This window comes from Pseudomonas sp. AM8 (assembly GCF_036346475.1).
In the GTDB taxonomy this organism is placed as follows: Bacteria; Pseudomonadota; Gammaproteobacteria; order Pseudomonadales; family Pseudomonadaceae; genus Aquipseudomonas; species Aquipseudomonas marginalis.
Map to the genome: position 1 here is coordinate 700,654 of NZ_JAOTNX010000002.1, position 23,949 is coordinate 724,602.

The following is a 23,949-nucleotide window of genomic DNA, read 5'->3' on the forward strand; positions in this document are numbered from 1 at the left end:
GCCAGCGCGAGGCTGGCCGGAGAGGGATCAGCGGCTGGCGAAGTACATGGTCACTTCGAAGCCGATACGCAGGTCGGTGAAGGCGGGTTTGGTCCACATGGGGAGAGTCCTCTTGTTGTGCCGGAAGATTCCGGTAAAGGCATTAATGCATGGGGGGATGGGGGTGCGAATGCTACTTTCGAAGTAAATGCCGCACTGCATTAGTCGCGAATGTACAGGGAGCAAAATGTGGGAGGGGGCTTGCTCCCACACTTGATTGCATTTCAAGTTGGAATCAGAAGAAACCCAGTGGATTGATGTCGTAGCTCACCAACAGGTTCTTGGTCTGCTGGTAGTGATCGAGCATCATCTTGTGGTTCTCACGCCCCACGCCCGATTTCTTGTAGCCGCCAAACGCCGCATGCGCCGGGTACAGGTGATAACAGTTGGTCCACACGCGGCCGGCCTTGATCGCCCGGCCCATGCGGTAGGCGCGGTTGATGTCGCGGGTCCACAGCCCGGCGCCGAGGCCGAATTCGCTGTCGTTGGCAATCGCCAGGGCTTCGGCTTCGTCCTTGAAGGTGGTGATACCCACCACCGGGCCGAAGATTTCTTCCTGGAACACGCGCATCTTGTTGTGGCCCTTGAGCAGGGTCGGCTGGATGTAGTAACCGCTGGACAGGTCGCCCTCCAGGCGCTCGGCCGCGCCGCCGGTGAGCAGCTCGGCGCCCTCTTCCTGGGCGATCTTGAGGTAGGAGAGGATCTTGTCGTATTGCTGCTCGGACGCCTGGGCGCCGACCATGGTCTCGGTGTCCAGCGGGTTGCCGCGCTTGATCTTGACGATCTTCTTCATCACCACTTTCATGAAGTCGTCGTAGATCGACTCCTGCACCAGCGCCCGCGACGGGCAGGTGCACACTTCGCCCTGGTTGAAGAACGCCAGCACCAGGCCTTCGGCGGCTTTTTCGATGAACTGCGGCTCAGCCTGCATGATGTCTTCGAAGAAGATGTTCGGCGACTTGCCGCCCAGTTCCACGGTGGAGGGAATGAGGTTCTCGGCGGCCGCATGCATGATGTGCGCACCGATGGGGGTCGAGCCGGTGAACGCGATCTTGGCAATGCGCTTGCTGGTGGCCAGCGCCTCCCCGGCTTCGCGGCCAAAGCCCTGGACGATATTCAGCACGCCCGGTGGCAGCAGGTCATTGATCAACTCGGCAAACACCATGATCGACAGCGGCGTCTGCTCGGCCGGCTTGAGCACGATGCAGTTACCGGCGGCCAGGGCCGGGGCGAGTTTCCAGGCGGCCATCAGCAGCGGGAAGTTCCACGGAATAATCTGCCCGACCACGCCCAATGGCTCATGGAAGTGATAGGCCGCGGTGTGTTCGTTGATCTCGGCGGCGCCGCCTTCCTGGGCGCGGATGCAGCCGGCGAAGTAGCGGAAGTGGTCGGCGGCCAGGGGCACGTCGGCGTTGAGGGTTTCACGCACGGCCTTGCCGTTGTCCCAGCTTTCGGTCACGGCCAGCACTTCGAGGTGCTGCTCGATACGGTCGGCGATTTTCAGCAGCACCAGGGAGCGATCCTGGGGCGAAGTCTTGCCCCAGGCGTCGGCGGCGGCATGGGCAGCGTCAAGGGCCTTGTCGATATCGGCGGCGTTGGAGCGCGGGAATTCGGCGATCACTTCACCGGTCACCGGCGAGGTGTTGGTGAAGTACTCACCACTGAGCGGGGCGACGAACTCGCCGCCGATGTAATTGCCGTAGCGCTGCTTGAAGCTGACGATGGCGCCAGGGGTGCCAGGTTGTGCGTAGATCATGTTAAAGCCTCTGTCTGGGTCCGGGCCTGTCGGTCAACAGGCGATGACCCGATAGTAAAGAGCCCCCGCTGGCGGGCGAATGCGCCGTTGGCAGGGGGGCACTTGTCATTTGGTCGTAGTTTCAGTGCTTGGCGACCAGCTCTTTGGGCAGCTTGAAGGTCCAGAGCATGCCGCCCTGGTTGAAGTCCTTGATGCGCTTGGCCACTTCACCGCCCCACAACGGCACGGCGCCGCCCCAGCCGGAGAGCACCGAGACGTACTGTTCGCCGTCCATTTCCCAGGTCACAGGCGAGCCGAGCACGCCGGAGCCGGTCTGGAATTCCCAGACCTTCTCGCCGGTCTTGGCATTGAACGCCTGCAGGAAGCCTTCCGGCGTGCCGGTGAACACCAGGTTGCCCTTGGTGGTCAGCACCCCGCCCCACAGCGGCGCGAAGTTCTTGTGGCGCCAGACTTCCTTGCCGGTCTTCGGGTCGATGGCGCGCAGTACGCCGATGTAGTCTTCGTTCAGCGGCTTGATGGTGAAGCCGGCGCCAAGAAACGCCGCGCCCTTCTTGTAGGCGATGCCTTCGTTCCAGATGTCCATGCCCCACTCGTTGGACGGCACATAGAACAGCCCGGTGTCGCGGTTATAGGCCATCGGCATCCAGTTCTTCGCACCGAGGAACGCCGGCGCGACAAACACCGAGGTGCCCTTGGTTTCGCTGCCCGGCGCGCCTGGGCGGCTGGCTTCGTTGTAGATCGGTCGACCGTCCTTATCCAGGCCGCTGGCCCAGGTGATCTTGTCGACAAACGGGAAGCCACGGATGAACTTGCCGTTGGTGCGGTCGAGTACATAGAAAAAGCCGTTGCGGTCAGCGGTGGCTGCCGCTTTGATTTCCTTGCCGCCTTCGGTGTAGTTGAAGGAGATCAGCTCGTTGACGCCGTCATAGTCCCAGCCGTCGTGGGGCGTGCTCTGGAAGTGCCACTTGATGGTGCCGTCGTCCGGGTTCAGCGCCAGGCGCGAGGACGAGTAGAGGTTGTCGCCGGGGCGCAGGTGCGAGTTCCACGGCGCCGGGTTGCCGGTGCCGAACAGCAACAGGTTGGTTTCCGGGTCGTAGTAGCCGCCCAGCCACGGTGCGGCGCCGCCGGTTTTCCACAGGTCGCCCGGCCAGGTCTTGCCCGCCTCGCCACCGGAGATGCCGTTTTCCACGGCTTTGCCGTCCTTGTAGACATAACCCATATGACCTTCGACCGTCGGGCGGCTCCACAGCAGCTCGCCGTTTTTCGGGTCATAGGCCTGGATCTTGCCGACCACGCCGAATTCGCCACCGGCCACGCCGGTGATCAGCTTGCCGTTGACCACCAGGGGCGCGGCACTGATCGAGTAGCCTTCCTTGTGGTCGGCGACCTGCTTGCTCCACACCACTTTGCCGGTGTCTTTGTTCAGCGCCACCAGCTTGGCGTCGAGGGTGCCGAAGAACACCAGGTCGCCGTACAGCGCCACGCCACGGTTGATCACGTCACAGCACGGGCGGATGTCATCGGGCAGACGCGCATCGTACTGCCAGAGCTTCTTGCCGGTGCGCGCATCCACCGCGAACACCCGCGAGTAGGAACCGGTGAGGTACATCACCCCGTCCTTGATCATCGGCTGCGCCTGTTGCCCACGCTGCTTCTCGCCGCCAAAGGAAAACGCCCAGACCGGGCGCAGTTCCTTGACGTTGTCGACGTTCAGGGTATCGAGGGGGCTGTAGCGCTGGCCCTGCACGCCGAGGCCGTTGGTGACGATCTGCCCGGGGTTTTTCGGGTCCTGGAGGATGTCCTCATCGGTGACCGAGGCCATGGCCTGGCCAGACAACAGGATGGCACCGAGCAACACACTCAAGGCGAAGGGTTGGCGACGTGCGGGTTGGGTCATGACGGCTACCTCTGCGGTTTTTTGTTATACCCGGGAAATTTTCCCGGTCTGGTGCAGATTCTTGGGCGCAGGGGCCGTTGTCACAATTGACCGCAGTATCGAGTTTGCTAGTTCCTTAGTAGCGGGTCAGCGCGCCGAATCCACGCGTTGCATCTGTTCGCGCTCGTAACGCGGGTACAGGTGGCTGACGCTGCGGATCAGTTCATAGCGGCTCAGGCTGATCGCCGCGAAGCGTGCGGGGATGGGGCTGCGGATCATCTCGGCCATGTCGCTGCCCTGGGCCGCGCCGTCACGCAGCAGTTGGTCAAGCCAGGTCAGGTAGTCGCGCATCTGCGTAAAGGGTTGCGCGTCGCTGGCCACCGGGCCATGGCCGGGCACGATCAGGGTCCAGGGCAAGGCTTGCAGGGTGCCGAGGTCAGCCAGCCACACCGCCAGCCCCGGGCTGTTGGGGGTGGTGAGGGCGCGCTGGTAAAACACCAGGTCGCCGGCAAACAGCACGCCGGTGCTCTGGTCGAAGATCGCCAGGTCGGCGCCGGTGTGACCGCTGAGCGCAAGCAGGCGCAAGTCGTGGCGGCCGACGCTCAGCACACCGGGTTCCAGCACCTGGGTGGGCAACACCACCTCGGTGCCGCGCATCCAGTCGCCAACCATGCGATAGAGGTTTTCCGCCATGCCGTCGCCCTGCTCGTGCAGCAGCCGCGTGGTCTCGGCCAGGGCGCCGATGGGCATATCCTTGAAGGCCTGGTTGCCGAGCGCATGGTCGGGGTGATGATGGGTAATCAGCACCTGGATCACCGGTTTGGGGGTGACACGGGCGATGGCCTCGCGCATGGCTTCGCCGTAGCGCCGCGACGGTCCGGTGTCGATCACCACCACACCGGCCTCGGTGACGATGAAGGCGGTGTTGACGATATTGCCGCCATTGGCCTTGGCAAAATTGTCGGTGCTGCCTTCGAGCAGCCAGGTGTCGTCGGCGATCAGCCGGGGCTTGAGGGCGTAGTCGAGGTCCGCCAGGGCGGGCAGGCTCAGGCCCAGGCATAACAATAGAATCCAGCGCATGCCGCGCTCCTTCTGGTCAGGGGATGGCCGCGTCGAACTCATTGCCGCTGTTGTCGCGCAACACCAGGCGGGTGGGCCCCGGCGCGTCGATGTCGAAGGCCAGGTTGGGGTTTTCGCTGACCGCCGGGAACAACTCAAGGTCAGCCAGCACCTGGCCGTCCTGGCCGCGCAGTTGTGCATGGTTGATAAAAAACTCGGGGATGCCGCTGACCATGCCGTTGTCCATCGGGTGCGCCACCTGCACACGCACCCGGCTGAACTCGCCACGCGGGTAACGGCCGCCGAGCACTTCGCCGATGTGCTCTTCCCAGCCCGGCTGGGTGCGTACCACGCTGGGCGCGGTGCAGCCGCCACCGGCCGCGTCGATCAGGGTCGAGCCCACGTGCCACAGGCCGTCATCGGTGAGCACCGCCGCCCGCAACGGCGTGGCCTGCTCGATACGAATCCGCAGCGACAGCCACGGCAGCACCCCGGCCTTGGGCTGGAAGTCGACGATTTTCGGCAACGGGTTGAGCTCAGCCCAGGCGAGGATCTTTACCACATGGCCGCTGAAGGCCCGTGCATCGATTTCCAGGGGCACCTGGCGCGCATCTTCGGCAAACGGCGGCGCAAGCAGCTTGACTCGGTCGTCGAACACGAACGGCGCCAGCGCCAGGAACTGCTTGTGATAGAAGTCCCACATCACCGACGGCACCGGATCGACCTCCACGGCGTGCGCCGCCAGCGGCAGCCAGCAGGCCAGGATGCAGCTCAATCGCCAGTTCATCGCCTGCTCCTATTGATACATCTCGGGCACTTCGTACTGCAGGCCGTAACGGGCATAGATGGCTTGCACCGCGCCGTCGCGGATCAGGCCTTCCAGCGCCTCTTCCACCGCGTAGGCCAACTGGCGATTGCTCTCGTGCACCGCCATGCCGATCTCCCAGCGTTGCTTGCCCATGTTCGGGTAGGCGTTTTCGGCCAGGGCCAGTTGCGGGTCATGGGCCTCGTGCACCTGCCAATCGACTTCGCCGCGCATCGCCATCACCGCATCGACCTCACCGGCTTTCATCGCCGCAAAGGCCTGGGGTACGTCGGGGTAGTGATGGGTCTTGGCGGCGAGCATGCCGTTGAACACCGAGGTGAGGTAGAACGACGGCACGCTGTCGACTTCGACGCCAATCGGGTGCTGCTCGAACACCGCCACGCTGGCAACCGTGTCCAGGCGCCGACGGTCATAAGCCACCTGCCATTGTTCGTTCTGGTACGGCCCGAACATCACCACATGGCCGTTTTCCAGTTCGCCTTGGTCGTTGCGCTTTTGTGCGTAATCGCGGTCGTAGGGCGCGCGCATCATCAGGTCGGCCAGTTGCTGGTTGTGCAACGGGCTGCCGCGCCAGATGTAGTCGCGCAGGTCGTCGTCGAGCTTCTCGCCGGCCGGCGCCCAGATCAACGTGAGCCGTACCCCCAGCGCCGTGGCCAGGGCCTGGGCCAGTTCCACGTCGACCCCGCGCGCGGTGGTGCCGTCTTCGAAACTGTAGGGGGCAAAGTCCTTGTACACCGCCACGTTGATTTCGCCGGCGGCGATCATCTGGTCATAGCTGCGCACCTGCGCCTGTGCCGGCTGGCAACACAGCAGGGCCAGGCCAAGCACATAAGCGAACAGGCGCATGGCTTACTCCTCGACGTGCACGCTGTCCAGGTAGGTGCGCACGGCCCACAAGGCTTCCTGGCTCAGGTAGTCGGCCATTTTCGGCATGTACACGCGACCGTCACGCACCGCGCCATGGCGCACGCGCTCGACGAACCACTCATCACCGGCTTCGCCCACATCGAGCATGCGCAGGTCGGGGGCGATACCGCCGGACTTGGCTTCCAGGCCGTGGCAGGCGGCGCAGTTCTGGTTATAGGCGGACGAGCCGATTTCCACGGCGCGGTCGTGTTCAGGCGAGGTGCGGTACGGGTTGACCGCCGCCCAGCCGTCTTCGTTGACCGGTACGCCGGCGTCCTTGATCGAGGTCAGGCCCTTGGTTTCCACCGCTTGCGGGACCACGTTGCCATGGGCCCAGGCGGAGCCCCCGGCGATCACACCGACCAACAGCCCGGCGACGAGCAAGGCATTGTGTTTTGTTGTCATTATTTTTGCCCTCAGGATTGCACGCAAAACCTCATTGCAGAGGCTATGGCAACCATCTTAGAAACCCCGGGGCATGGGCCGTATGCTGCTTTGGTGGCCGCCCTCTCCTCCCTTGGTAGTAGGGCTTGTGGGGCACGCCTAAAACAGCGGCGCCTCGGGAAGTCTTCCCGGCCACAGCGGGAGTTTTTCCGTATCCGCCCGGCGCCCCGGCGTTCCACCCTGTGCAGGCCAAAACCTCCACTGGGAACTGCAACCATGACAATAAGATCGCTACCCGCCCGCTCACCTTTAAGCCTTGCCGTGCAAGCCTTCGTGCTGGTGGGCAGCCTGTCCCTCAGTGCCGTAACGTTCGCGGCCGCCGAACCCGCCAAGCCGACGCACAACGTCACCTGGGAAGACATCGCCAACGACCACCTGACCACCCAGGACGTGCTGCAATACGGCATGGGCACCAACGCCCAGCGCTGGAGCCCGCTGGCCCAGGTCAACGACAAGAACGTGTTCAAGCTCACCCCGGCCTGGTCCTACTCGTTCGGCGATGAGAAGCAACGCGGCCAGGAATCCCAGGCCATCGTCAGCGACGGCGTGGTCTACGTCACCGGCTCCTATTCCCGCGTGTTCGCCCTCGACGCCAAGACCGGCAAGCGCCTGTGGACCTACAACCACCGCCTGCCCGACAACATTCGCCCATGCTGCGATGTGGTCAACCGCGGTGCGGCGATCTTCGGCGACAAGATCTACTTCGGCACCCTCGACGCACGCCTGATCGCCCTCGACAAGCACACCGGCAAAGTGGTGTGGAACAAGAAGTTCGGCGACCACGCCGCCGGCTACACCATGACCGGCGCCCCGGTGCTGATCAAAGACAAGGTCAGCGGCAAGGTGCTGCTGATCCACGGCAGCTCCGGCGATGAGTTCGGCGTGGTCGGCCAGCTGTTTGCCCGCGACCCGGACACCGGGGAAGAAGTGTGGATGCGCCCGTTCGTGGAAGGCCATATGGGCCGCCTCAACGGCAAGGACAGCACCACCACCGGCGACGTCAAGGCGCCTTCGTGGCCGGATGACCCGACCACCGCAACCGGCAAGGTCGAGGCCTGGAGCCACGGCGGCGGCGCCCCTTGGCAGAGCGCAAGCTTCGATGCCGAGACCAACACGATCATCGTCGGCGCCGGCAACCCTGGCCCGTGGAACACCTGGGCGCGCACCGCCAAGGACGGCAACCCCCACGACTTCGACAGCCTCTACACCTCGGGTCAGGTCGGCGTCGACCCGAGCACCGGCGAAGTGAAGTGGTTCTACCAGCACACCCCGAACGACGCCTGGGACTTCTCCGGCAACAACGAGCTGGTGCTGTTCGACTACAAGGACAAGGACGGCAAAGTGGTCAAGGCCACCGGCCACGCCGACCGCAACGGCTTTTTCTATGTGGTGGACCGCAACAACGGCAAGCTGCAGAACGCCTTCCCGTTTGTCGACAACATCACCTGGGCCAGCCATATCGACCTGAAGACCGGACGTCCGGTGGAGAACGAAGGCCAGCGCCCGGCCAAGCCATTGCCGGGTGAAACCAAAGGCAAACCGGTGGAAGTCTCGCCGCCGTTCCTGGGTGGCAAGAACTGGAACCCCATGGCCTACAGCCAGGACACCGGCCTGTTCTACATTCCGGGCAACCAGTGGAAAGAGGAATACTGGACCGAAGAGGTCAACTACAAGAAGGGCTCGGCGTACCTGGGCATGGGTTTTCGCATCAAGCGCATGTATGACGACCACGTCGGCACCCTGCGGGCAATGAACCCGACCACCGGCAAGGTGGTGTGGGAGCACAAGGAAGCCTTGCCGCTGTGGGCCGGCGTGTTGGCGACCAAGGGCAACCTGGTGTTTACCGGTACAGGCGACGGTTTCTTCAAGGCCTTCGACGCGAAAACCGGCAAGGAGCTGTGGAAGTTCCAGACCGGCAGCGGCATCGTCTCGCCGCCGATCACCTGGGAGCAGGATGGCGAGCAGTATGTCGGCGTCACCGTCGGCTACGGCGGCGCGGTGCCATTGTGGGGCGGCGACATGGCGGAGCTGACCAAGCCAGTGGCACAAGGCGGGTCGTTCTGGGTGTTCAAGATCCCGAGCTGGGATCAAAAGACCGCGCAAAAATAACCCCCGCGAGAATGCCGGGCCGCTTTTTGCAGCAGGCGGCTTCTTCCCTTGTGGTGAGCGGGCTTGCCCCGCGCTCGGCTGCGCAGCAGTCGTAGAACCTGAGCGCACGGTGGTGCTGGAGGAATGCCGGGGCCGCTTCGCAGCCCAGCGCGGGGCAAGCCCGCTCACCACAGCAAGCCCACTCACCACAGCAAGCCCGCTTACCACAGGATCCCCAGAGGTCGCACGATGAACTACCTGCCCTTGTTACTCCTGCTCTGCCTGCCCGTGGCCCACGCCGAAGATGGCGACGATGCGCCGCTGATCATCAACGGCTGCACCATCGCCGAACACAGCCAATGCCCTGGCGCCAACCTCAAGGGCGCCAACCTGCGCAACCAGGACTTGAGCAAGATGAACCTGGCCGGCGCCGACCTGCGCGAGACGGATCTGCGCCATGCCAACCTCGACCTGGCCAACCTGGAAAAAGCCCGACTGCAAGGCGCCAACCTGACCCGCGCCAGCCTGCAACAGGCCAACCTGCGCCTGGCCGACTTCAGCGGCGCCACGTTGATGGCGATCCAGGGTTGGGGCCTGTTCGCCCAGGGTGCGCAGTTCGAAAACGCCAACCTCAGCGCGGCCTACCTGCAATTTGCGCGGCTGTCGGGGGCGAAAATGCACAAGGCCAACCTGCGTGCGGCCGACCTGGAAATGACCTGGCTGAGCAAGGCCGACCTGCAAGGTGCCGACCTCAGCGATGCCAACCTGCAGGAAGCCAAGTTCGGCGAGAGCAACCTGGAACAGGCCACCCTCACCGGCAGCCGCCAGCACTATGCGAACTTCCAGGATGCCAATATGGAAGGCTGCATCGACTGCCCCACCACCTGGGATCGCTAGACCCCCCGCGCATACGCTGTTATCCAACCACCCGCACCACCCCCATGTCGATCCCCAGGTGCACCAGCTCGGCATGGGAACTCACCTGCAATTTGCTCTTGAGCAAGGTCAGGTGATTGGACACGGTCTTGCTGCTGATATTCAACTGGTCGGCAATCGCTCGGGTCGGCGTGCCCCTGGCCAGCATCAGGAAGATTTCCAGCTCGCGCGGGGTCATGCCCTGCAAACGTTGATCACCGGGCGTATAGGCCAGTTCAGTGGCCAGGGCCTGTTCGATATAGGCGTGGCCGTCGAGGATGCGCCGCACCGCTTCGATCAACACCTCGGGTGCCGAGGTTTTGGTCAGGTAGCCCGAGGCGCCCGCCTCCAGGGCCTGGCGCACCAGGGGCAACTCGTCGTGCATGCTGAAAAACAGCACGCGCAGGTGCGGCAGGCGCTGGCGCAGGCGCCGGGTGGTTTCCAGGCCGCTGATGCCCGGCAGGCCGAAGTCCATGATCACCAGGTGCGGCAGCGCTTCCTGGACCCGGCTCAACGCCTCTTCGCCACTGGCCGCCTCGCGCACTTCAACGGCCGGCAGCAGCGCACGCAACAGGCTGGCATAGCCCTGGCGTACCACCGCGTGGTCATCCACCAACAGAATATTCATGAGGCCTCCAACGGCATGTTCAACGCCAACGCCCAGCCGGCGCCGGGGTGGCTGATGATCTTCAATTCGCCGCCCAGGCAGCGGGCGCGTTCGGCCATCGAATACAGGCCCACGCCGGGCCGCTGGGGCGTGTCTGCGCCGCGACCGTTATCGCGCACCCACAGGCGCAGGCGCGAACCGCGATGTTGCAGGCGCACGTGCACCTGGCTGGCGTCGGCATGCCGCAGGATGTTGGTCAGGGCTTCCTGGAGCAGGCGGTACAGATGGGTCTTGCTGGCGCCGGGCAACAGCGGCAGGTCGGTGCTGACCTGCAGGTGGCAGGGAATGCCGTGGCTGGCCTGCCACTGGGTGACCAGCAGCGCAAACGCCTCGGCCATCGGCAGGTGTTGCAGGGCCACCGGATAAAGGTCGTGGACCAGTGCCCGGAAGCCTTGCTGCAAGTGCTCGCAGTGATCCTCAAGTTGCGCCACCGTGGGCGCCAGCAGGTGTGGCTGGTCGGTGGCCAGGCGCAACAGGCAGGCCTGGGCGCGAATGCCGGCCAGGTATTGGCCGAGGTCATCGTGCAGGGTCTGGGCCAGGTGGGTGCGTTCCTGCTCCTGCACCGCCAGCAGGGTTTGGGTGAGCCGGGTGTTATCGGTGCGCGCCTGCTCCAGGGCGTCGGTCATGCGGTTGAAGTGCAGCGCCAGTTGGCGTGCTTCCGGCGCGCCTTGGCTGCGCAGGCGCACATTGAGCTGGCCGGCGCACACCTGTTGCAGCGCACGCAGCAATTCATCCAGCACGCCCATGCCCCGGCGCACCGCCCAGCGGATGGTCAACAGGCTCAGGGCCAGGGCCAGGGCGCACAGGCCCAACAGTTGTTGCAGGGAGTCCCAGACCTCGTCGATTTCATCCCGCGGGTCGACAGCGATGGACACGCGCCGGCCGTCCGGCAAGTCCAACACCTGGGCACTGCGCCGCGCCTCGGCAAACAATAGCTGCCCGAGCCAGGCGTCCAGCCCGTCCGCGTCCGGCGCTTGCACGGTGTCGCCGCTCGCCAGCCAGTGCACGCGGACATGGCGCAAACTCGCGGTGAGGTGGGGTTGCAGGCTGGCCGGGTCGCGCGCGGCGGTTTCGCTCAGGTAGTGCACCACCGCTTCGGCCGATTGCAGCTCGCGCTCCACGTCGGCCAGGGCCTGGTGCAGCAACAGCGCGGTGCAGGCGCAGGTCACCAGGATGAAGAAGCCGCACACCCATAGGTTGATGCGCCACAAGGCCGACAAGACGCGCATGCTGGTGTCACTCCTGTGGATAGAGCCCGTGGTGCTCCATGCTAAAACCCCACGGCGCGCCCGGGGCTACTACCTTGGTACTGCCCCAGCGCTACTTTCTGCATATTTGCAGCGACGTTCAGGGTTCCTATGCTGGCGCTACTTGTCATGGAGTGCCCTATGCGCCAGCTCGCCCCCTACGCCGTGATCTGCCTGCTGGCGATCGCCTGGGCCGCCACCGGCCAGGCCGCCGAAGCGCCCTTGCAGGTGCAGATCGGCTACCTGGGCTATCGGCCCGATCCAGGCCCGCTGCTGTCGAATGTGATTCCCGAGCCCGCCGATGCCGGGCAGCGTGGCGCTGAACTGGCGATCATCGACAGCAACAGCACTGGCGCCTTTCTCAACCAGCGCTACAGCCTGACGACCGCCACGGTGGACACCCCGGACGCCCTGCTCGCCGCCGCCCAGGCCCAGCATGCCCAGGGCCTGCGCCTGTTCGTGATCAACACACCCGCCGCCAGCCTGCGCCAACTCAGCGCAGCCCTGCCCGACAGCCTGCTGTTCAATGCCGGCAGCCCGGATGACCGACTGCGCAGCAGCGACTGCCTGGGCAACGTGCTGCATACCCTGCCCAGCCGCGCGATGCTCGCCGATGCCCTGGCGCAGTTCCTGGTAGTGCGCAAATGGCAGAAAGCGCTGCTGATCGTCGGCCCCACCGAGGATGACCAGGCCTACGCCGCCGCCCTGCGTCGCGCCGCCAAACGCTTCGGCGTGCAGCTGGTGGCGGAAAAGGCCTGGCGCTTCGATAACGACCAACGCCGCAGCGCCCAGGCGGATATGCCGCTGTTCACCCAGACCGCCGAATACGACGTGGTGCTGGTGGCCGACGAGCGCGGCGACTTCGGCGAGTACGTGCCCTACCAGACCTGGTACCCGCGCCCCGTCGCCGGTACCCAGGGCCTGACGCCCACCGGCTGGCACAAAACCGTCGAGACCTACGGCGCCGCCCAATTGCAGAAACGCTTCGAGGCCCTGGCCGGGCGCTGGATGAACGACCGCGACTTCGCCGCCTGGATGGCCGTGCGCAGCGTCGCCAGTGCAGTGAGCAAGTTGCGCCAGGTCGAGCCCATGGCGATCCGCCAAGTGGAAATCAGCGAGCAACTGCCCCTGGACGGGTTCAAGGGCCGCAAGCTCAGCTACCGCCCCTGGAACGGCCAACTGCGCCAGCCGATTCCCATCGTGCAGCCCCGCGCGCTGGTCAGCACCTCGCCCCAGGACGGTTTCCTGCACCCCACCAACGAAATGGACAGCCTGGGCTATGACAAACCCGAGGTGACCTGCCGCTTCCCTTGATCGCCTACCCACAATAATAAGGAATCCGCCATGCGCCGCACCCTGCTCCCATGCGCCCTGCTGCTTGCCGCCGGGCACGCCGTGGCCAGTACCGCCTGGGTCTCCAACGAGAAAGACAACAGCCTGAGCCTGATCGACATGCAGACCCTGCAAGTCACCGACACCCTCAAGGTCGGCCAGCGTCCGCGAGGCTTGCTGCTGTCCCATGACAACAAGCTGCTGTACATCTGCGCCAGCGACTCGGACCGCGTGCAGGTGATGGACGTGGCCACGCGCAGGATCATCAAGGAACTGCCCTCCGGCAAAGACCCCGAGCAGTTCGCCCTGCACCCCAATAACCGCTGGCTGTACGTATCCAACGAAGACGATGCGCTGGTCACCGTGATCGACACCGAGACCTCCAAGGTGCTCGGCCAGATCAACGTCGGCGTCGAGCCCGAAGGCATGGCCGTGAGCCCGGATGGCAAGTGGGCGGTGAACACCAGCGAAACCACCAACATGCTGCACTGGATCGACACCAGCACCCAGACCCTGGCCGACAGCACCCTGGTGGACCAGCGCCCGCGCTTCGTCGAGTTCAACCACGATGGCTCGCAACTGTGGGCCTCGGCGGAAATCGGCGGCACCGTGACCATCCTCGACGTGGCCAGCCGCGCGATCCTCAAGACCTTGACCTTCAAGATCAAGGGCGTGCACCCGGACAAAGTCCAGCCGGTCGGCATCAAGCTCAGCGCCGACGGCAAGTACGGCTTTGTCGCCCTCGGCCCGGCCAACCATGTGGCCGTGATCGACGCCAAGACCTTCGAGGTCATCGACTACCTGTTGGTGGGCCGCCGCGTGTGGCAGATGGCATTTACCCCGGACGAGAAACAGTTGCTGGCCACCAACGGCGTGAGCGGTGATGTGTCGGTGATCGATGTGGACAGCCTCAAGGTGATCAAGTCGGTGAAGGTCGGGCGTTATCCGTGGGGCGTGGTGGTCACGCCATGAACGCCGTGGAGGTGCGCGACCTGAGCTTCGCCTACGGCGCACGGCAGGCCTTGTGCGAGGTGAGTTTCAGCCTGGCGCCAGGGCGCTTTGCGGCGCTGCTGGGGCCCAATGGCGCCGGCAAATCCACCTTGATCGCCCTGCTCACGCGGCTGTATGACCTGCAAAGCGGCGATATTCGCGTGGGCGGTCATTCCCTGCGTGAGGCGCCGCGTGCAGCCCTCACCCAGCTGGGTGTGGTGTTCCAGCAAAGCACCCTGGACCTGGATTTAAGCGTGGAACAGAACCTGCGCTACCACGCCGCGCTGCATGGTTTATCGCGGCGCCAGACCGACCTGCGCGTCGCCGCCGAACTGGCCCGCCAGGCCCTCACCGAACGGCGCCGGGAAAAAGTTCGCGAACTGAACGGCGGGCATCGGCGCCGGGTGGAAATCGCCCGGGCGTTGCTGCATGAGCCGCGCCTGCTGCTGTTGGATGAGGCCAGCGTCGGCCTCGACCCGGCCAGCCGCCTGGCGCTGAACCAGCACGTGCGCAGCCTGTGCATCGAACAGGGCATCAGCGTGCTGTGGACCACCCACCTGCTCGACGAAGTACAGGCCGACGATGGGTTGATGATCCTGCATCAGGGCCGCCTGGTGGCCAGTGGGCAAGTCGCTGCATTGATCGCGCAGCAAGGCGGCGATCTGGGCAGCGTGTTCGCGCACTTGACGCGCCCCACCACGACGGGAGCGGCGGCATGAACGCTTACTGGCAATGCCTGCGCGGCATCGTCCTGCGCGAGTGGCTGCGCTTTGTGTTGCAGCGCACGCGGTTTCTCAGTGCGCTGGTGCGCCCATTGCTGTGGCTGCTGGTGTTCGCCGCCGGGTTCCGCGCAGCGTTGGGCATTTCGGTGATCGAACCCTACGAGACCTACATCCCCTACGAGGTGTACATCGTCCCGGGGCTGGCCTGCATGATCCTGCTGTTCAACGGCATGCAAGGCTCGCTGTCGATGGTCTACGACCGCGAGATGGGCAGCATGCGCGTGCTGCTGACCAGCCCGCTGCCGCGCACATTCTTGCTGTGCAGCAAGTTGTTGGCCACCGCGCTGATTTCGCTGTTGCAGGTGTATGGGTTCCTGGCGATCGCCTGGGTGTACGGCGTGCAACCGCCGGCCATGGGGCTGGTCGTCGCCCTGCCGGCGTTGCTGCTGGTGGCCTTGATGTTGAGTGCCCTGGGCCTGCTGCTGTCGAATGCGATTCGCCAGCTGGAGAACTTTGCCGGGGTGATGAACTTCGTGATCTTCCCGCTGTTTTTCCTGTCATCGGCGCTGTACCCGCTGTGGAAGATGCGCGACTCCAGTGAATGGCTGTACTGGCTGTGCGCGATCAACCCGTTTACCCACGCCGTGGAGCTGGTGCGCTTTGCCCTGTACGAACGCTTCGCCGGCCTGGCCCTGGCGGTGTGCCTGGGCTTGACCGTGCTGTTCGCGGTGTTGGCGGTGCTGACCTTCAATCCCCAGCATGCGGCGCTGCGCAAAAAGGGCTGAAGGCGGCAAAACTACTACTTTGGTACTGGTTTTCCTGTCTATCGTCGCATTCCCAAGGGCTCGGGACTCACGTGTAATGCGCGCATAACGATAAGGATTGTCCTGCCATGCTGCCTGCCCGACTGCCTCTATTGGCGCTGCTGTGCCTGTTCGTCGCCCACGTCCAGGCCGACACCCCGCTGTTTTCCGCCGACGGCTACCGCATCAGCCTGTACCGCAGCCCTACGCCCGACCACCTGCCAGGCGCCACGATTGTCGATACCGCGGCCCTGCAAACCCTGCTCAACCAAAGCCCGGCGCCGGTGCTGATCGATGTGTACCGCCGCCAGTGGCTGCAAGGCCGCTTCATCGAAGACCAGCCCCACGCCAACCTGCCCGGCAGCCACTGGCTGGCCAATACCGGCGACGGCGACCTGACGCCGGAGTGGCAAAGCTATTTCGTGCGCCACTTGTATGCCTACAGCGGCGGCGACCTCAAGCGACCGTTGGTCTTCTATTGCCGCTCCGATTGCTGGCTGAGTTGGAACGCGGTAAAACGTGCCGCCAACCTCGGCTATACCTCTGTGTACTGGTATCGCGACGGCCTGGATGCCTGGGAAGCGGCGAAGCTGCCGGTGACGGTCGCCCAACCCGAGCCATTTCAAACCTCACAATAAGAAAGGTGAACGGCCATGTACAAAATCCTGATTGCCGACGATCACCCACTGTTTCGCGAAGCGATCCATAACGTCATCAGCGACGGCTTCCCCGGCAGCGAAGTGATGGAAACCGCCGACCTCGACAGCGCCCTGGCATTGACCCAGGAACACGACGACCTCGACCTGATCCTGCTCGACCTGAACATGCCCGGCATGCATGGCCTCAATGGCCTGATCAACCTGCGCAACGAGGCGCCGACCATTCCGGTGGTGATCGTCTCGGCCGAGCAGGACAAGCAGGTCGTGCTGCAAGCCATCACTTACGGCGCCGTGGGCTTTATCACCAAGTCCTCGCCCCGCCTGCAAATGACCGAGGCGATCCAGCAGATTCTCAACGGCAACGTGTACCTGCCGCCGGACATCATCCGCACCCAGAAGCCCGGCACCCACCGGCGCCTCAACGAAAACCCCGGCTTCGCCCCCGAGCTGCTGCAAGCCCTGACGCGCAAGCAGTTGCTGGTGCTGGAGCGCATGACCAAGGGCGAGTCGAACAAGCAGATCGCCTACACCCTGGAGATTGCCGAGACCACGGTGAAGGCCCATGTGTCGGCGATCCTGCGCAAGTTGAATGTGCATAACCGGGTGCAGGCGATCCTCAGTGCCGGGGATATCGATTTCGGCTCGTACCTGCGCCGCTGACCCGTCTGACACAACACAAATCAAAGGTGGGAGGGGGCTTGCTCCCGATGGCGGTGCATCAGTCAATTAGATGTCGACTGACACTCTGCTATCGGGGGCAAGCCCCCTCCCACATTGGTTCTCCGTTTGTCAGGGCCGGCCGAGCAGGTGGCTCATGGCAGTCTTGAGCTTCATCGGACGTACCTGCGCCGCCAATCTTCCAGGCACAACACTGCTCAAATGTGGGAGGGGGCTTGCTCCCGATGGCGGTGTATCAGTCAGTCATGATGTCGACTGACCCACCGCTATCGGGAGCAAGCCCCCTCCCACATTTTGATCTCCACTTGTGGGTATTTCGCCGTTCATTTGCCGAGCAGGTGGCTCATGGCGGTCTTGAGTTTCATCGGGCGTACCGGCTTGTGCATCAGCGTGTGCCCCAACTCGCGAATTTGCAGCTTGAGTTCATTGCTGTAATTGGCGGTGATCATCAGCGCCGGTATCGCGCGGCCGCGGCGCCCATTGATGCGGGCGACGGCGTCGACGCCGTTCTGGTCGTCGTCGAGGTGGTAGTCGGCGATCAGCAAATCGGCTTCGGCATGGTAGTTGTCCACCTGCCGCGCCAGGTCCTGCTCCGACAACGCGGTGATCACCTGGCAGCCCCAGCCTTCCAGTAAGGTGCGCATGCCCGCGCAGATCGCCGCGTCGTTATCCAGCACCCACACCCGCGCGCCTTGCAGGCGTTCGAGCATCGGCTCGCTCATGGCCAGCATTGGCAGCGACTTGGGCGCGGTGGCGCTCAACGGCACCTCCACCGAGAACATCGAGCCCTTGCCCGGCCAGGATTTGACGCTGACGCGATGCCCCAGGATCCCGGCGATCTTTTCCACGATCGCCAGCCCCAGGCCCAACCCCCGGTCCTGGTCGGGCCGCTGCACATCGCCGCGCTTGAATTCCTGGAAAATTTCCTCCAACCGCTCCTCGGCGATGCCCATGCCGCTGTCCCACACCTGGATCGACAAACGCTGCTGCTGACGGCGACACCCCAGCACCACACGCCCCTTGTAGGTGTAGCGAATCGCATTGCTCAGCAGGTTGCGCAGGATCCGCGCCAGCAACTGGATATCGCTGCGCACCAGCGCCGAACAACCGACAAAATGCAACTCCAGGCCCTCGCTGCGGGCCAATTCGGTGTACTCGGCGGCCAGGTTGTCGAGCAACTCACTCAGGGCAAACGGCGCGATGTCGGCCTTGATCACCCCGGCATCCAGCTTGGAGATATCCACCAGGGTACCCAGCAGGTTTTCCACGTCTTCCAGGGAGTTGCTCACGTTGCGCACCAACGTTTCGCTGGGCCGCTCCAGCAGTGCGCTGGTAAACAGGCGCGCCGCGTTCAGCGGCTGCAACAGGTCATGGCTGACGGCGGCGAGGAATTTGGTTTTCGACAGGTTGGCCTGTTCCGCCTCCAGTTTGGCTTCACGCAGGCGCGACTCCACACGCCGACGCTCGTCAATCTCCTGCAATAACTGGTCGTTGAGCGCGGTCAGTTCCGAGGTGCGCTGGGCGACGCGTTGTTCCAGGTGCTGATAGGCCTGGTGCAGGGCTTCGGCGGTACGGCGGCGTTCGGTGATGTCGCGGATCAGCACAAAGATCCCCACCACCTCGCCGCTGGCCAGCATATTCGGCACATAGGAGCGCAGCATGTAGCGCTCCTGGTTATTGATGTTGGTCTCGGCGAATTCAAAGGTCACGCTCTCCCCCGCCAGGGCGCGGGCGACGTAGGCATCCAGGCGCTGGCAGTGCTGCTCGCTGTGGACTTCGCGCAGGCTCTGGCCGAGCATCATGCCGCGCGGCCAGCAATACCATTCTTCATAGACTTTATTGGTGAACTCGTAGACCAGGTCGGCATTCAGGTAGCCGATCAGGGCCGGGACGTTATCGGTGATCAGGCGAATCCAGCGTTCGCTTTCCTGGGCCTTTTGCGCCGCCGCCTGTTCGCCGCGCAGGGTTTCGGCGCGCAGCCGGGCGTTGATCAGCAAGTGGTTGCTGGCCTTGAGTTCGGCCATCGCCTGGTTCAGCGCGTCGGTGCGTTCGCGCACCTGCTCGGCCAGCACCACCGAATGCTGAAAGGTGGTGTACGGGTTATTACCCTGGGCCATGCCGGACTCGATGCGCTCGATCAGCGCCGCGTTGATCCGTGCCAGCTTGTGGTTGTCCTGTTGCAGCTGGGCAACCTGGGCGAGCAGTTCAGCGCCGGCCTCGGGCAATGGCGACCCCGGTGAAGGTCTGGTTGATATGCATGCCATTGAACTGTTCTCCGTAGGTGTTGAAACCCATCACCCGCTGGTCACGCAGGAAACCGCCGATCTGTTCCAGATTGCCTGAGTCTTCCAACTCCAGGCGGCGCAGGAAGCAGTCGCAGCCGATGGTCAACAGCAGGTCGCCAAGGCGCGCTTGCAGGCCGTCGAACAGGGTTTGCAGGTTGGGCAGGATCGGTCCGGGCTTCATCACGGTAAGGACGATGCCGTTTTCCACCGCGCAGTAGAAACTCAGGCTGAGGTCGTCGTGCACTTGCTGGATCGCGCGCACGTAGTACTGGTCGTGGATGCGCACCGCCAACGGGTGCGCCGCGAAGACGCGGTGGTCGAGGTCGGCCACGGCCACGCCGATATGCCGCGCGTACTCTTCGGCGGCGGGTTCGGCGTTAAGCTCGAAGACCCGGCGTGACGGACTGTCGGCGCCGGTCACCACCAGCTTTTCACTGCGCGGCAGGATGTGGTGGGTGGTGAACACCTCGAAATCCAGCCAGGTATTGACCAGCACCACCACCGCCGCGCCGCTGTGGAAGGCGCCGTTGAAGTACACGTGGGTGTGGGTGAGGAAGTTGTCGTCGCCGGCCGAACCGCCGAAATGCGGAATGTCGCCGAGCGCCGCGCTGAGGGCGGCGAGCACTACCTCTTCACGGCTGGACAAGCCATCGAGCAGGGTCAGGGCGAAGGTGTTGCCCTTGATCGGCGCCAGGGTATTGCTGCGGCAACCGCCGACCAGACGTTCGACCATCTGCTGGGCGTCGATCAGGCTGAAGTGTTCCACCTGGTCGATCAGCTCGGTGGCGATGGAAAAGTGCGCGTGGTTGAAGCCCATCGCCGTAATGCAATTGCGGCCATAGCCTTGGGGCGTGATCTCGCCGGCGCTGGTGCAGCCCACCACGCGCACGTTGCCGAAACACTCCTGCAGGGCGCGGCCCAGGGCCTGCAAATCGTAGGACGCCGAGCAGAAAAACAGCACGAAGCCCAGGTATGGATGCAACAGTTGCTGCGCCAACTCCTCGGCGGCCTGCCCGGCATCGCTCGCCTGGGACATCGCGCTGACTACGCCTTCGCTGTTATGCATCGTTGCCTCCCCCTCTGAGGCATGAGTGTACGAAGGGCGGAGGGTGGGACCTATGCTACTTGGGTACTGGGTGGGGGGATGCGATGGGATGAATCGCTCAAAAACAAGGGAGATTCAAATGTTGGACTGCATTTCAAATTCACAGCAAAGCGTTCACAAGCATTCCAGCTGCAACCACTACACACAGGCTGGCAAACCCCACCTGCAAGGTGCGTGCGGCAATCACCGAGCACAGGCGCCGGCCGATCAGCATGCCGACGATACTCGCCGCGATAAACACCCAGCCCACGGGTTCGATGCGCACCCCGGCATGGAACGCGCCGGCCACGCCGATCAGCGAAATCAGGCTGATCACCATCAGCGACGTGGCGACGATGCCGCGCATCTGCACGTCGGTGAGTTGCTTGAACGCCGGCACGATCAAAAAGCCGCCGCCCACCCCGAGTAACCCCGAGACTGCCCCCGTCACCGCGCCCAGTGCGGCCAGGGTGGCGCTGCATTTGGCGGTCCAGGCCAGGCGCCCGGTCTGCTGGTTGAGCATGCAGTTCTTCTGGCCCCAGGACGCCGCGCCATGGTCACTCGGCCCGGCCTCAAGCTTTTCGCGCTGCAACATGCGCCAGGCCACCAGCACCATCAGCGCACTGAACAGGCCCATCAGCACCGGCTCCGGCAACTGGTGGGCGAGAAACACCCCCAGCGGCGAAAACAGCGCGCCGAGCAACGCGATCAACAGCGCGGCGCGGTAACGCACCAGGCCGTGACGTAACCCGTCAATCGCCCCGACGGCCGCTGCCGCCCCCACCGCCAGCAACGACACCGGCGCGGCCTGGGTCATCGTCAAGCCCAGCCCCAGCACCAGCGCCGGCACCCCGAGGATGCCGCCGCCCGCGCCGGTCAGGCCCATGACCAGGCCCATCAACACGCCTAAAACGCTCGCCAGCAGCATTCAGTCCACCTTGCTCAGACGGGTCAGCCACTCGCGGCCCTTGAGCATGCCGTTCCAGTAGAACCAAGGCAGCCAGGTGGCCTTGAGAAACCACATCGAACGGCGTGCCCGGGTCGGGTCGAGGGGAAAGGTCGGCAGCAGCTTGCCGCCGTAGCCGAACTCGGCCAGCACCACCTTGCCCTTCTCCACCGTCAGCGGGCACGAACCGTAGCCGTCGTACTTGAGCGGCAGCGGCGCCTGTTTGCGCAGGGCGAGCAGGTTTTCGGCGACCACCACGATTTGCTTGCGCACGGCGGCGGCGGTCTTGGCGTTGGGGGTGCAGCACACATCGCCCAGGCCGAAGATGTGCGGGTAGCGCAGGTGTTGCAGGCTGTGGGGGTTTACCTCGCACCAGCCGGCAGCGTTGGCCAACGGGCTGTAGCGGATGAAATCCGGCGCGACTTGCGGCGGCACCACGTGCAGCAGGTCAAAGGTTTTTTCCTCCAGCGTGACGTTGCCCTCGGCGTCCTTCACCTCGAACCAGGCCTTGCGCGCCGGGCCATCGACCTTGACCAGATTGGCGTTGAACGCCAGGCGCGCATGGTATTTCTCCACGTACTTCATCAACGGCGGCACAAAGGTCGCCACGCCGAACAGCGCCGCGCCGGCCAGATTGAATTCGACGTCGATGTGCTTGAGGTCGCCGTGCCTGAGCCAGTGATCGCAGGACAGGTACATGGCCTTTTGCGGCGCACCCGCGCATTTGATCGGCATGGCCGGCTGGGTAAAGATCGCCTTGCCGCGCTTCAACTGCTGCACCAGCTGCCAGGTATACGCGGCGTGCTCATAGCTGTAGTTGGACGTGACCCCGTTGCGGCCCAACGTGTCTTCCAGGCCCTCGACTTTCTCCCAGGCCAGGCGCAGGCCGGGGCAGACGATCAGGTGGTTCCAGGTCACCCGCTGGCCGCTGTCGAGCACCAGGGTGTGCTCATCCGGCAGCAACTCGGTAACGGCAGCCTGCACCCAGGTGACGCCATTGGGCAGCACGTCGGCCAGGGGACGCCGGGTCTTTTCCAGGTCGTAGGCGCCGCCGCCGACCAGGGTCCAGGCCGGCTGGTAGCAGTGATGATCGCTGGGTTCGATAAGGGTGATGTTGAGGTCGGGGTCGCGCTTGAGCAGGCTGGCCAGCAGGCCGATGCCTGCCGAACCGCCGCCGATGACGACGATATCGCCACTGATGGTTGGCCCCCAGTGTTGGTCGGTCATGGTCTATTGCCTTTTATCGTCAATGCACACAAGGGTCGCTGCCGTATGGCGTCACGCCCAGCTTTTTATCACCGCGCCGCAGTAAAGACCGGACAGTGTCTTCATCACTTGGATCACTTCATGGCTGGCCAGCCCGTAGAAGATGTACTTACCTTCGCGACGGGTGGCGACCAGCCCTTCGTCACGCAGGATGCCCAACTGCTGTGACAGCGTTGGCTGGCGTACGCCGGTCATGGTTTCCAGCTCGCCGACGTTGCGCTCGCCCTGGGTCAACTGGCACAGGATCAACAAACGATCCTCATTGGCCAGGGCCTTGAGCAAGGCACAGGCCTTGGACGCCGACGCGCGCAATTGGGCGACTTCGCCTTCACTCAGAGTAGATTCCATTTGCCTCGGGTCCTTTGCGTCACTTAAGCTCAAAACATTATGTGTAAATGTAAAGTGATTGTAATCACTTTTTTCAACATCAGGGGCAGCCGTCATGTCAGCGTTGATTCATTCCTTTCTGGACGAGGCGTCGTCGACCTACACCTACGTCGTCTATGAAACGCACGGCGGCCCGTGTGCCATCGTCGATTCGGTGCTCAACTACGACCCGGCCTCCGGGCGCACCGACACCGTTCAGGCCGACAAGGTCATTGCCTTTGTGCGTGAGCACGGCTTGCAGGTGCAATGGCTGCTGGAAACCCACGCCCATGCCGACCACCTGTCGGCCGCGCCGTACCTGCGCCGCACCCTGGGCGGCAAGATCGCCATCGGCCAAAGCATCAGCAAGGTGCAGGACGTGTTCAAGCATCTTTTCAACCTGGAGCCGGAGTTTCGCGTCGATGGCTCGCAGTTCGACCACCTGTTCGCGCCGGATGAAATCTTCCACATCGGCACCATCAAGGCCCAGGCCCTGCACGTGCCCGGGCATACCCCGGCGGACATGGCCTACCTGATCGACGACCGCTTGATCCTGGTGGGCGACACCCTGTTCATGCCCGATGTCGGCACCGCCCGCTGCGACTTCCCCGGCGGCGATGCGCGCCAGCTGTATGCGTCGATGCGCAAGCTCTTGGCCTTTGCCCCCGATACCCAACTGTACGTGTGCCACGACTACCCGCCCGAAGGCCGCGAGGCCAAATGCCTGACCACTGTGGCGGAGCAGCGCGCGGGCAATATCCATGTGCATGACGGAGTGGATGAAGCGGCGTTCGTGGCGATGCGCACCCAGCGCGATGCCGGGCTGGGGATGCCCACGCTGTTGTTGCCGGCGATCCAGGTGAATGTGCGGGCCGGTCATATGCCGCCAGCGGAGGAGAACGGGGTGGTGTACTTGAAGATTCCGTTGAACCAGCTCTAAAGCCGTCCTGCCTGGCGTCCATGCCATTCCATGCTCCGGGGGTGCTGCGCAGGTG

23 protein-coding genes are annotated in these 23,949 nt (G+C 64.1%); 9 read left to right on the forward strand and 14 right to left on the reverse strand.

The annotated features are described in order from the left end of the window. Positions 1-27 precede the first annotated feature (27 nt). From pqqA to pedF, 7 genes are all read right to left on the reverse strand, one after another. The gene (gene pqqA, locus V3W40_RS08275; protein WP_010209364.1) at positions 28-99 is read right to left on the reverse strand and encodes a pyrroloquinoline quinone precursor peptide PqqA; all 72 of its coding nucleotides are present in this window, start codon (positions 97-99) and stop codon (positions 28-30) included. Between the two features lie 175 nt (positions 100-274). Then, complete coding sequence (exaC, locus tag V3W40_RS08280) at positions 275-1,795, reverse strand: acetaldehyde dehydrogenase ExaC (protein WP_010209363.1); 1,521 nt, start codon at positions 1,793-1,795, stop codon at positions 275-277. Positions 1,796-1,916: 121 nt separating this feature from the next. Beyond that, positions 1,917-3,692, reverse strand: a complete 1,776-nt coding sequence (locus tag V3W40_RS08285) for a PQQ-dependent methanol/ethanol family dehydrogenase (RefSeq protein ID WP_065948410.1) — start codon at positions 3,690-3,692, stop codon at positions 1,917-1,919. 126 nt (positions 3,693-3,818) lie between these two features. Then, positions 3,819-4,751, reverse strand: a complete 933-nt coding sequence (locus V3W40_RS08290) for a quinoprotein relay system zinc metallohydrolase 1 (RefSeq protein ID WP_065948411.1) — start codon at positions 4,749-4,751, stop codon at positions 3,819-3,821. Between the two features lie 16 nt (positions 4,752-4,767). Next, positions 4,768-5,517, reverse strand: coding sequence for a quinoprotein dehydrogenase-associated SoxYZ-like carrier (locus tag V3W40_RS08295; protein WP_065926991.1), 750 nt, complete (start codon positions 5,515-5,517; stop codon positions 4,768-4,770). Positions 5,518-5,526: 9 nt separating this feature from the next. After that, positions 5,527-6,402, reverse strand: coding sequence for a substrate-binding periplasmic protein (locus V3W40_RS08300; protein ID WP_330214821.1), 876 nt, complete (start codon positions 6,400-6,402; stop codon positions 5,527-5,529). Positions 6,403-6,405: 3 nt separating this feature from the next. Next, a complete protein-coding gene (pedF, locus tag V3W40_RS08305) occupies positions 6,406-6,867 on the reverse strand; it encodes a cytochrome c-550 PedF (protein ID WP_027606205.1) in 462 nt (153 codons plus the stop codon). 255 nt (positions 6,868-7,122) lie between these two features. Here pedF and exaA point away from each other — a divergent pair, with 255 nt between their 5' ends. Both exaA and V3W40_RS08315 read left to right on the forward strand, forming a co-directional pair. Further along, a complete protein-coding gene (gene exaA / locus V3W40_RS08310) occupies positions 7,123-9,015 on the forward strand; it encodes a quinoprotein ethanol dehydrogenase (protein ID WP_108574202.1) in 1,893 nt (630 codons plus the stop codon). 228 nt (positions 9,016-9,243) lie between these two features. Continuing rightward, positions 9,244-9,891: a pentapeptide repeat-containing protein gene (locus tag V3W40_RS08315; RefSeq protein WP_330214822.1), complete on the forward strand. Its 648-nt coding sequence runs from the start codon at positions 9,244-9,246 to the stop codon at positions 9,889-9,891. Between the two features lie 19 nt (positions 9,892-9,910). On the opposite strand, the gene V3W40_RS08320 is transcribed toward V3W40_RS08315, so the two are convergent. Next, positions 9,911-10,537 carry a response regulator transcription factor gene (locus V3W40_RS08320; protein ID WP_065948415.1) on the reverse strand — a complete coding sequence of 209 codons (627 nt, stop codon included), beginning with the start codon at positions 10,535-10,537 and terminating at the stop codon, positions 9,911-9,913. After that, positions 10,534-11,796: a HAMP domain-containing sensor histidine kinase gene (locus V3W40_RS08325; RefSeq protein ID WP_137212497.1), complete on the reverse strand. Its 1,263-nt coding sequence runs from the start codon at positions 11,794-11,796 to the stop codon at positions 10,534-10,536. The genes V3W40_RS08320 and V3W40_RS08325 overlap by 4 nt, the downstream gene beginning before the upstream one ends. Positions 11,797-11,964: 168 nt before the next feature. Here V3W40_RS08325 and V3W40_RS08330 point away from each other — a divergent pair, with 168 nt between their 5' ends. The 6 genes from V3W40_RS08330 (at position 11,965) to V3W40_RS08355 (ending at position 16,989) form a co-directional block, all read left to right on the forward strand. Next, positions 11,965-13,137 (forward strand): ABC transporter substrate-binding protein, encoded by a 1,173-nt coding sequence (locus V3W40_RS08330; protein ID WP_330214823.1) that lies wholly within the window; start codon positions 11,965-11,967, stop codon positions 13,135-13,137. A gap of 30 nt (positions 13,138-13,167) precedes the next feature. Further along, positions 13,168-14,127, forward strand: a complete 960-nt coding sequence (locus V3W40_RS08335; RefSeq protein ID WP_065926986.1) for a YVTN family beta-propeller repeat protein — start codon at positions 13,168-13,170, stop codon at positions 14,125-14,127. Further along, a complete protein-coding gene (locus tag V3W40_RS08340; protein ID WP_330214824.1) occupies positions 14,124-14,864 on the forward strand; it encodes an ABC transporter ATP-binding protein in 741 nt (246 codons plus the stop codon). Before V3W40_RS08335 ends, V3W40_RS08340 begins: the two co-directional genes overlap by 4 nt. Continuing rightward, on the forward strand, positions 14,861-15,652 hold the full coding sequence (locus V3W40_RS08345) for an ABC transporter permease (RefSeq protein ID WP_330214825.1): 792 nt from the start codon (positions 14,861-14,863) through the stop codon (positions 15,650-15,652). The genes V3W40_RS08340 and V3W40_RS08345 overlap by 4 nt, the downstream gene beginning before the upstream one ends. A 107-nt stretch (positions 15,653-15,759) precedes the next feature. Then, positions 15,760-16,308 (forward strand): PQQ-dependent catabolism-associated CXXCW motif protein, encoded by a 549-nt coding sequence (locus tag V3W40_RS08350; protein WP_065926983.1) that lies wholly within the window; start codon positions 15,760-15,762, stop codon positions 16,306-16,308. A gap of 15 nt (positions 16,309-16,323) precedes the next feature. Next, positions 16,324-16,989 carry a response regulator transcription factor gene (locus V3W40_RS08355; protein ID WP_010209341.1) on the forward strand — a complete coding sequence of 222 codons (666 nt, stop codon included), beginning with the start codon at positions 16,324-16,326 and terminating at the stop codon, positions 16,987-16,989. Positions 16,990-17,330: 341 nt separating this feature from the next. Here the strand turns inward: V3W40_RS08355 and V3W40_RS08360 are convergent, their stop codons facing one another. The 5 genes from V3W40_RS08360 to V3W40_RS08380 all read right to left on the reverse strand — a co-directional run bounded on the left by V3W40_RS08360 (position 17,331) and on the right by V3W40_RS08380 (position 22,936). Further along, on the reverse strand, positions 17,331-19,271 hold the full coding sequence (locus tag V3W40_RS08360) for a PAS domain-containing hybrid sensor histidine kinase/response regulator (protein ID WP_330214826.1): 1,941 nt from the start codon (positions 19,269-19,271) through the stop codon (positions 17,331-17,333). Next, positions 19,213-20,358, reverse strand: a complete 1,146-nt coding sequence (gene nosP / locus V3W40_RS08365; protein WP_065926981.1) for a nitric oxide-sensing protein NosP — start codon at positions 20,356-20,358, stop codon at positions 19,213-19,215. The genes V3W40_RS08360 and nosP overlap by 59 nt, the downstream gene beginning before the upstream one ends. Before the next feature lie 139 nt (positions 20,359-20,497). Then, complete coding sequence (locus V3W40_RS08370; protein WP_330214827.1) at positions 20,498-21,304, reverse strand: sulfite exporter TauE/SafE family protein; 807 nt, start codon at positions 21,302-21,304, stop codon at positions 20,498-20,500. Then, positions 21,305-22,549: an NAD(P)/FAD-dependent oxidoreductase gene (locus V3W40_RS08375; RefSeq protein ID WP_330214828.1), complete on the reverse strand. Its 1,245-nt coding sequence runs from the start codon at positions 22,547-22,549 to the stop codon at positions 21,305-21,307. Between the two features lie 51 nt (positions 22,550-22,600). Beyond that, entirely contained in the window at positions 22,601-22,936 is a 336-nt protein-coding gene (locus V3W40_RS08380; RefSeq protein ID WP_017527038.1) for an ArsR/SmtB family transcription factor, read from the reverse strand. Between the two features lie 94 nt (positions 22,937-23,030). On the opposite strand from V3W40_RS08380, the gene V3W40_RS08385 reads away from it, so the two are divergent. Next, positions 23,031-23,894 carry an MBL fold metallo-hydrolase gene (locus tag V3W40_RS08385; protein ID WP_065948423.1) on the forward strand — a complete coding sequence of 288 codons (864 nt, stop codon included), beginning with the start codon at positions 23,031-23,033 and terminating at the stop codon, positions 23,892-23,894. The last annotated feature ends 55 nt before the right edge of the window (positions 23,895-23,949 follow it).

What these genes read in the sequence shown, in the direction of transcription:
- V3W40_RS08375 (WP_330214828.1), bottom strand. Translation starts at nt 22,549, where the DNA reads ATGACCGACCAACACTGGGGGCCAACCATCAGTGGCGATATCGTCGTC.
- V3W40_RS08355 (WP_010209341.1), top strand. Translation starts at nt 16,324, where the DNA reads ATGTACAAAATCCTGATTGCCGACGATCACCCACTGTTTCGCGAAGCG.
- V3W40_RS08285 (WP_065948410.1), bottom strand. Translation starts at nt 3,692, where the DNA reads ATGACCCAACCCGCACGTCGCCAACCCTTCGCCTTGAGTGTGTTGCTC.
- V3W40_RS08350 (WP_065926983.1), top strand. Translation starts at nt 15,760, where the DNA reads ATGCTGCCTGCCCGACTGCCTCTATTGGCGCTGCTGTGCCTGTTCGTC.
- V3W40_RS08370 (WP_330214827.1), bottom strand. Translation starts at nt 21,304, where the DNA reads ATGCTGCTGGCGAGCGTTTTAGGCGTGTTGATGGGCCTGGTCATGGGC.
- V3W40_RS08380 (WP_017527038.1), bottom strand. Translation starts at nt 22,936, where the DNA reads ATGGAATCTACTCTGAGTGAAGGCGAAGTCGCCCAATTGCGCGCGTCG.
- V3W40_RS08335 (WP_065926986.1), top strand. Translation starts at nt 13,168, where the DNA reads ATGCGCCGCACCCTGCTCCCATGCGCCCTGCTGCTTGCCGCCGGGCAC.
- V3W40_RS08300 (WP_330214821.1), bottom strand. Translation starts at nt 6,402, where the DNA reads ATGCGCCTGTTCGCTTATGTGCTTGGCCTGGCCCTGCTGTGTTGCCAG.
- V3W40_RS08290 (WP_065948411.1), bottom strand. Translation starts at nt 4,751, where the DNA reads ATGCGCTGGATTCTATTGTTATGCCTGGGCCTGAGCCTGCCCGCCCTG.
- nosP (WP_065926981.1), bottom strand. Translation starts at nt 20,358, where the DNA reads ATGCATAACAGCGAAGGCGTAGTCAGCGCGATGTCCCAGGCGAGCGAT.
- V3W40_RS08330 (WP_330214823.1), top strand. Translation starts at nt 11,965, where the DNA reads ATGCGCCAGCTCGCCCCCTACGCCGTGATCTGCCTGCTGGCGATCGCC.
- V3W40_RS08340 (WP_330214824.1), top strand. Translation starts at nt 14,124, where the DNA reads ATGAACGCCGTGGAGGTGCGCGACCTGAGCTTCGCCTACGGCGCACGG.
- V3W40_RS08295 (WP_065926991.1), bottom strand. Translation starts at nt 5,517, where the DNA reads ATGAACTGGCGATTGAGCTGCATCCTGGCCTGCTGGCTGCCGCTGGCG.
- pedF (WP_027606205.1), bottom strand. Translation starts at nt 6,867, where the DNA reads ATGACAACAAAACACAATGCCTTGCTCGTCGCCGGGCTGTTGGTCGGT.
- V3W40_RS08315 (WP_330214822.1), top strand. Translation starts at nt 9,244, where the DNA reads ATGAACTACCTGCCCTTGTTACTCCTGCTCTGCCTGCCCGTGGCCCAC.
- V3W40_RS08345 (WP_330214825.1), top strand. Translation starts at nt 14,861, where the DNA reads ATGAACGCTTACTGGCAATGCCTGCGCGGCATCGTCCTGCGCGAGTGG.
- exaC (WP_010209363.1), bottom strand. Translation starts at nt 1,795, where the DNA reads ATGATCTACGCACAACCTGGCACCCCTGGCGCCATCGTCAGCTTCAAG.
- V3W40_RS08360 (WP_330214826.1), bottom strand. Translation starts at nt 19,271, where the DNA reads ATGGCATGCATATCAACCAGACCTTCACCGGGGTCGCCATTGCCCGAG.
- V3W40_RS08320 (WP_065948415.1), bottom strand. Translation starts at nt 10,537, where the DNA reads ATGAATATTCTGTTGGTGGATGACCACGCGGTGGTACGCCAGGGCTAT.
- exaA (WP_108574202.1), top strand. Translation starts at nt 7,123, where the DNA reads ATGACAATAAGATCGCTACCCGCCCGCTCACCTTTAAGCCTTGCCGTG.
- V3W40_RS08385 (WP_065948423.1), top strand. Translation starts at nt 23,031, where the DNA reads ATGTCAGCGTTGATTCATTCCTTTCTGGACGAGGCGTCGTCGACCTAC.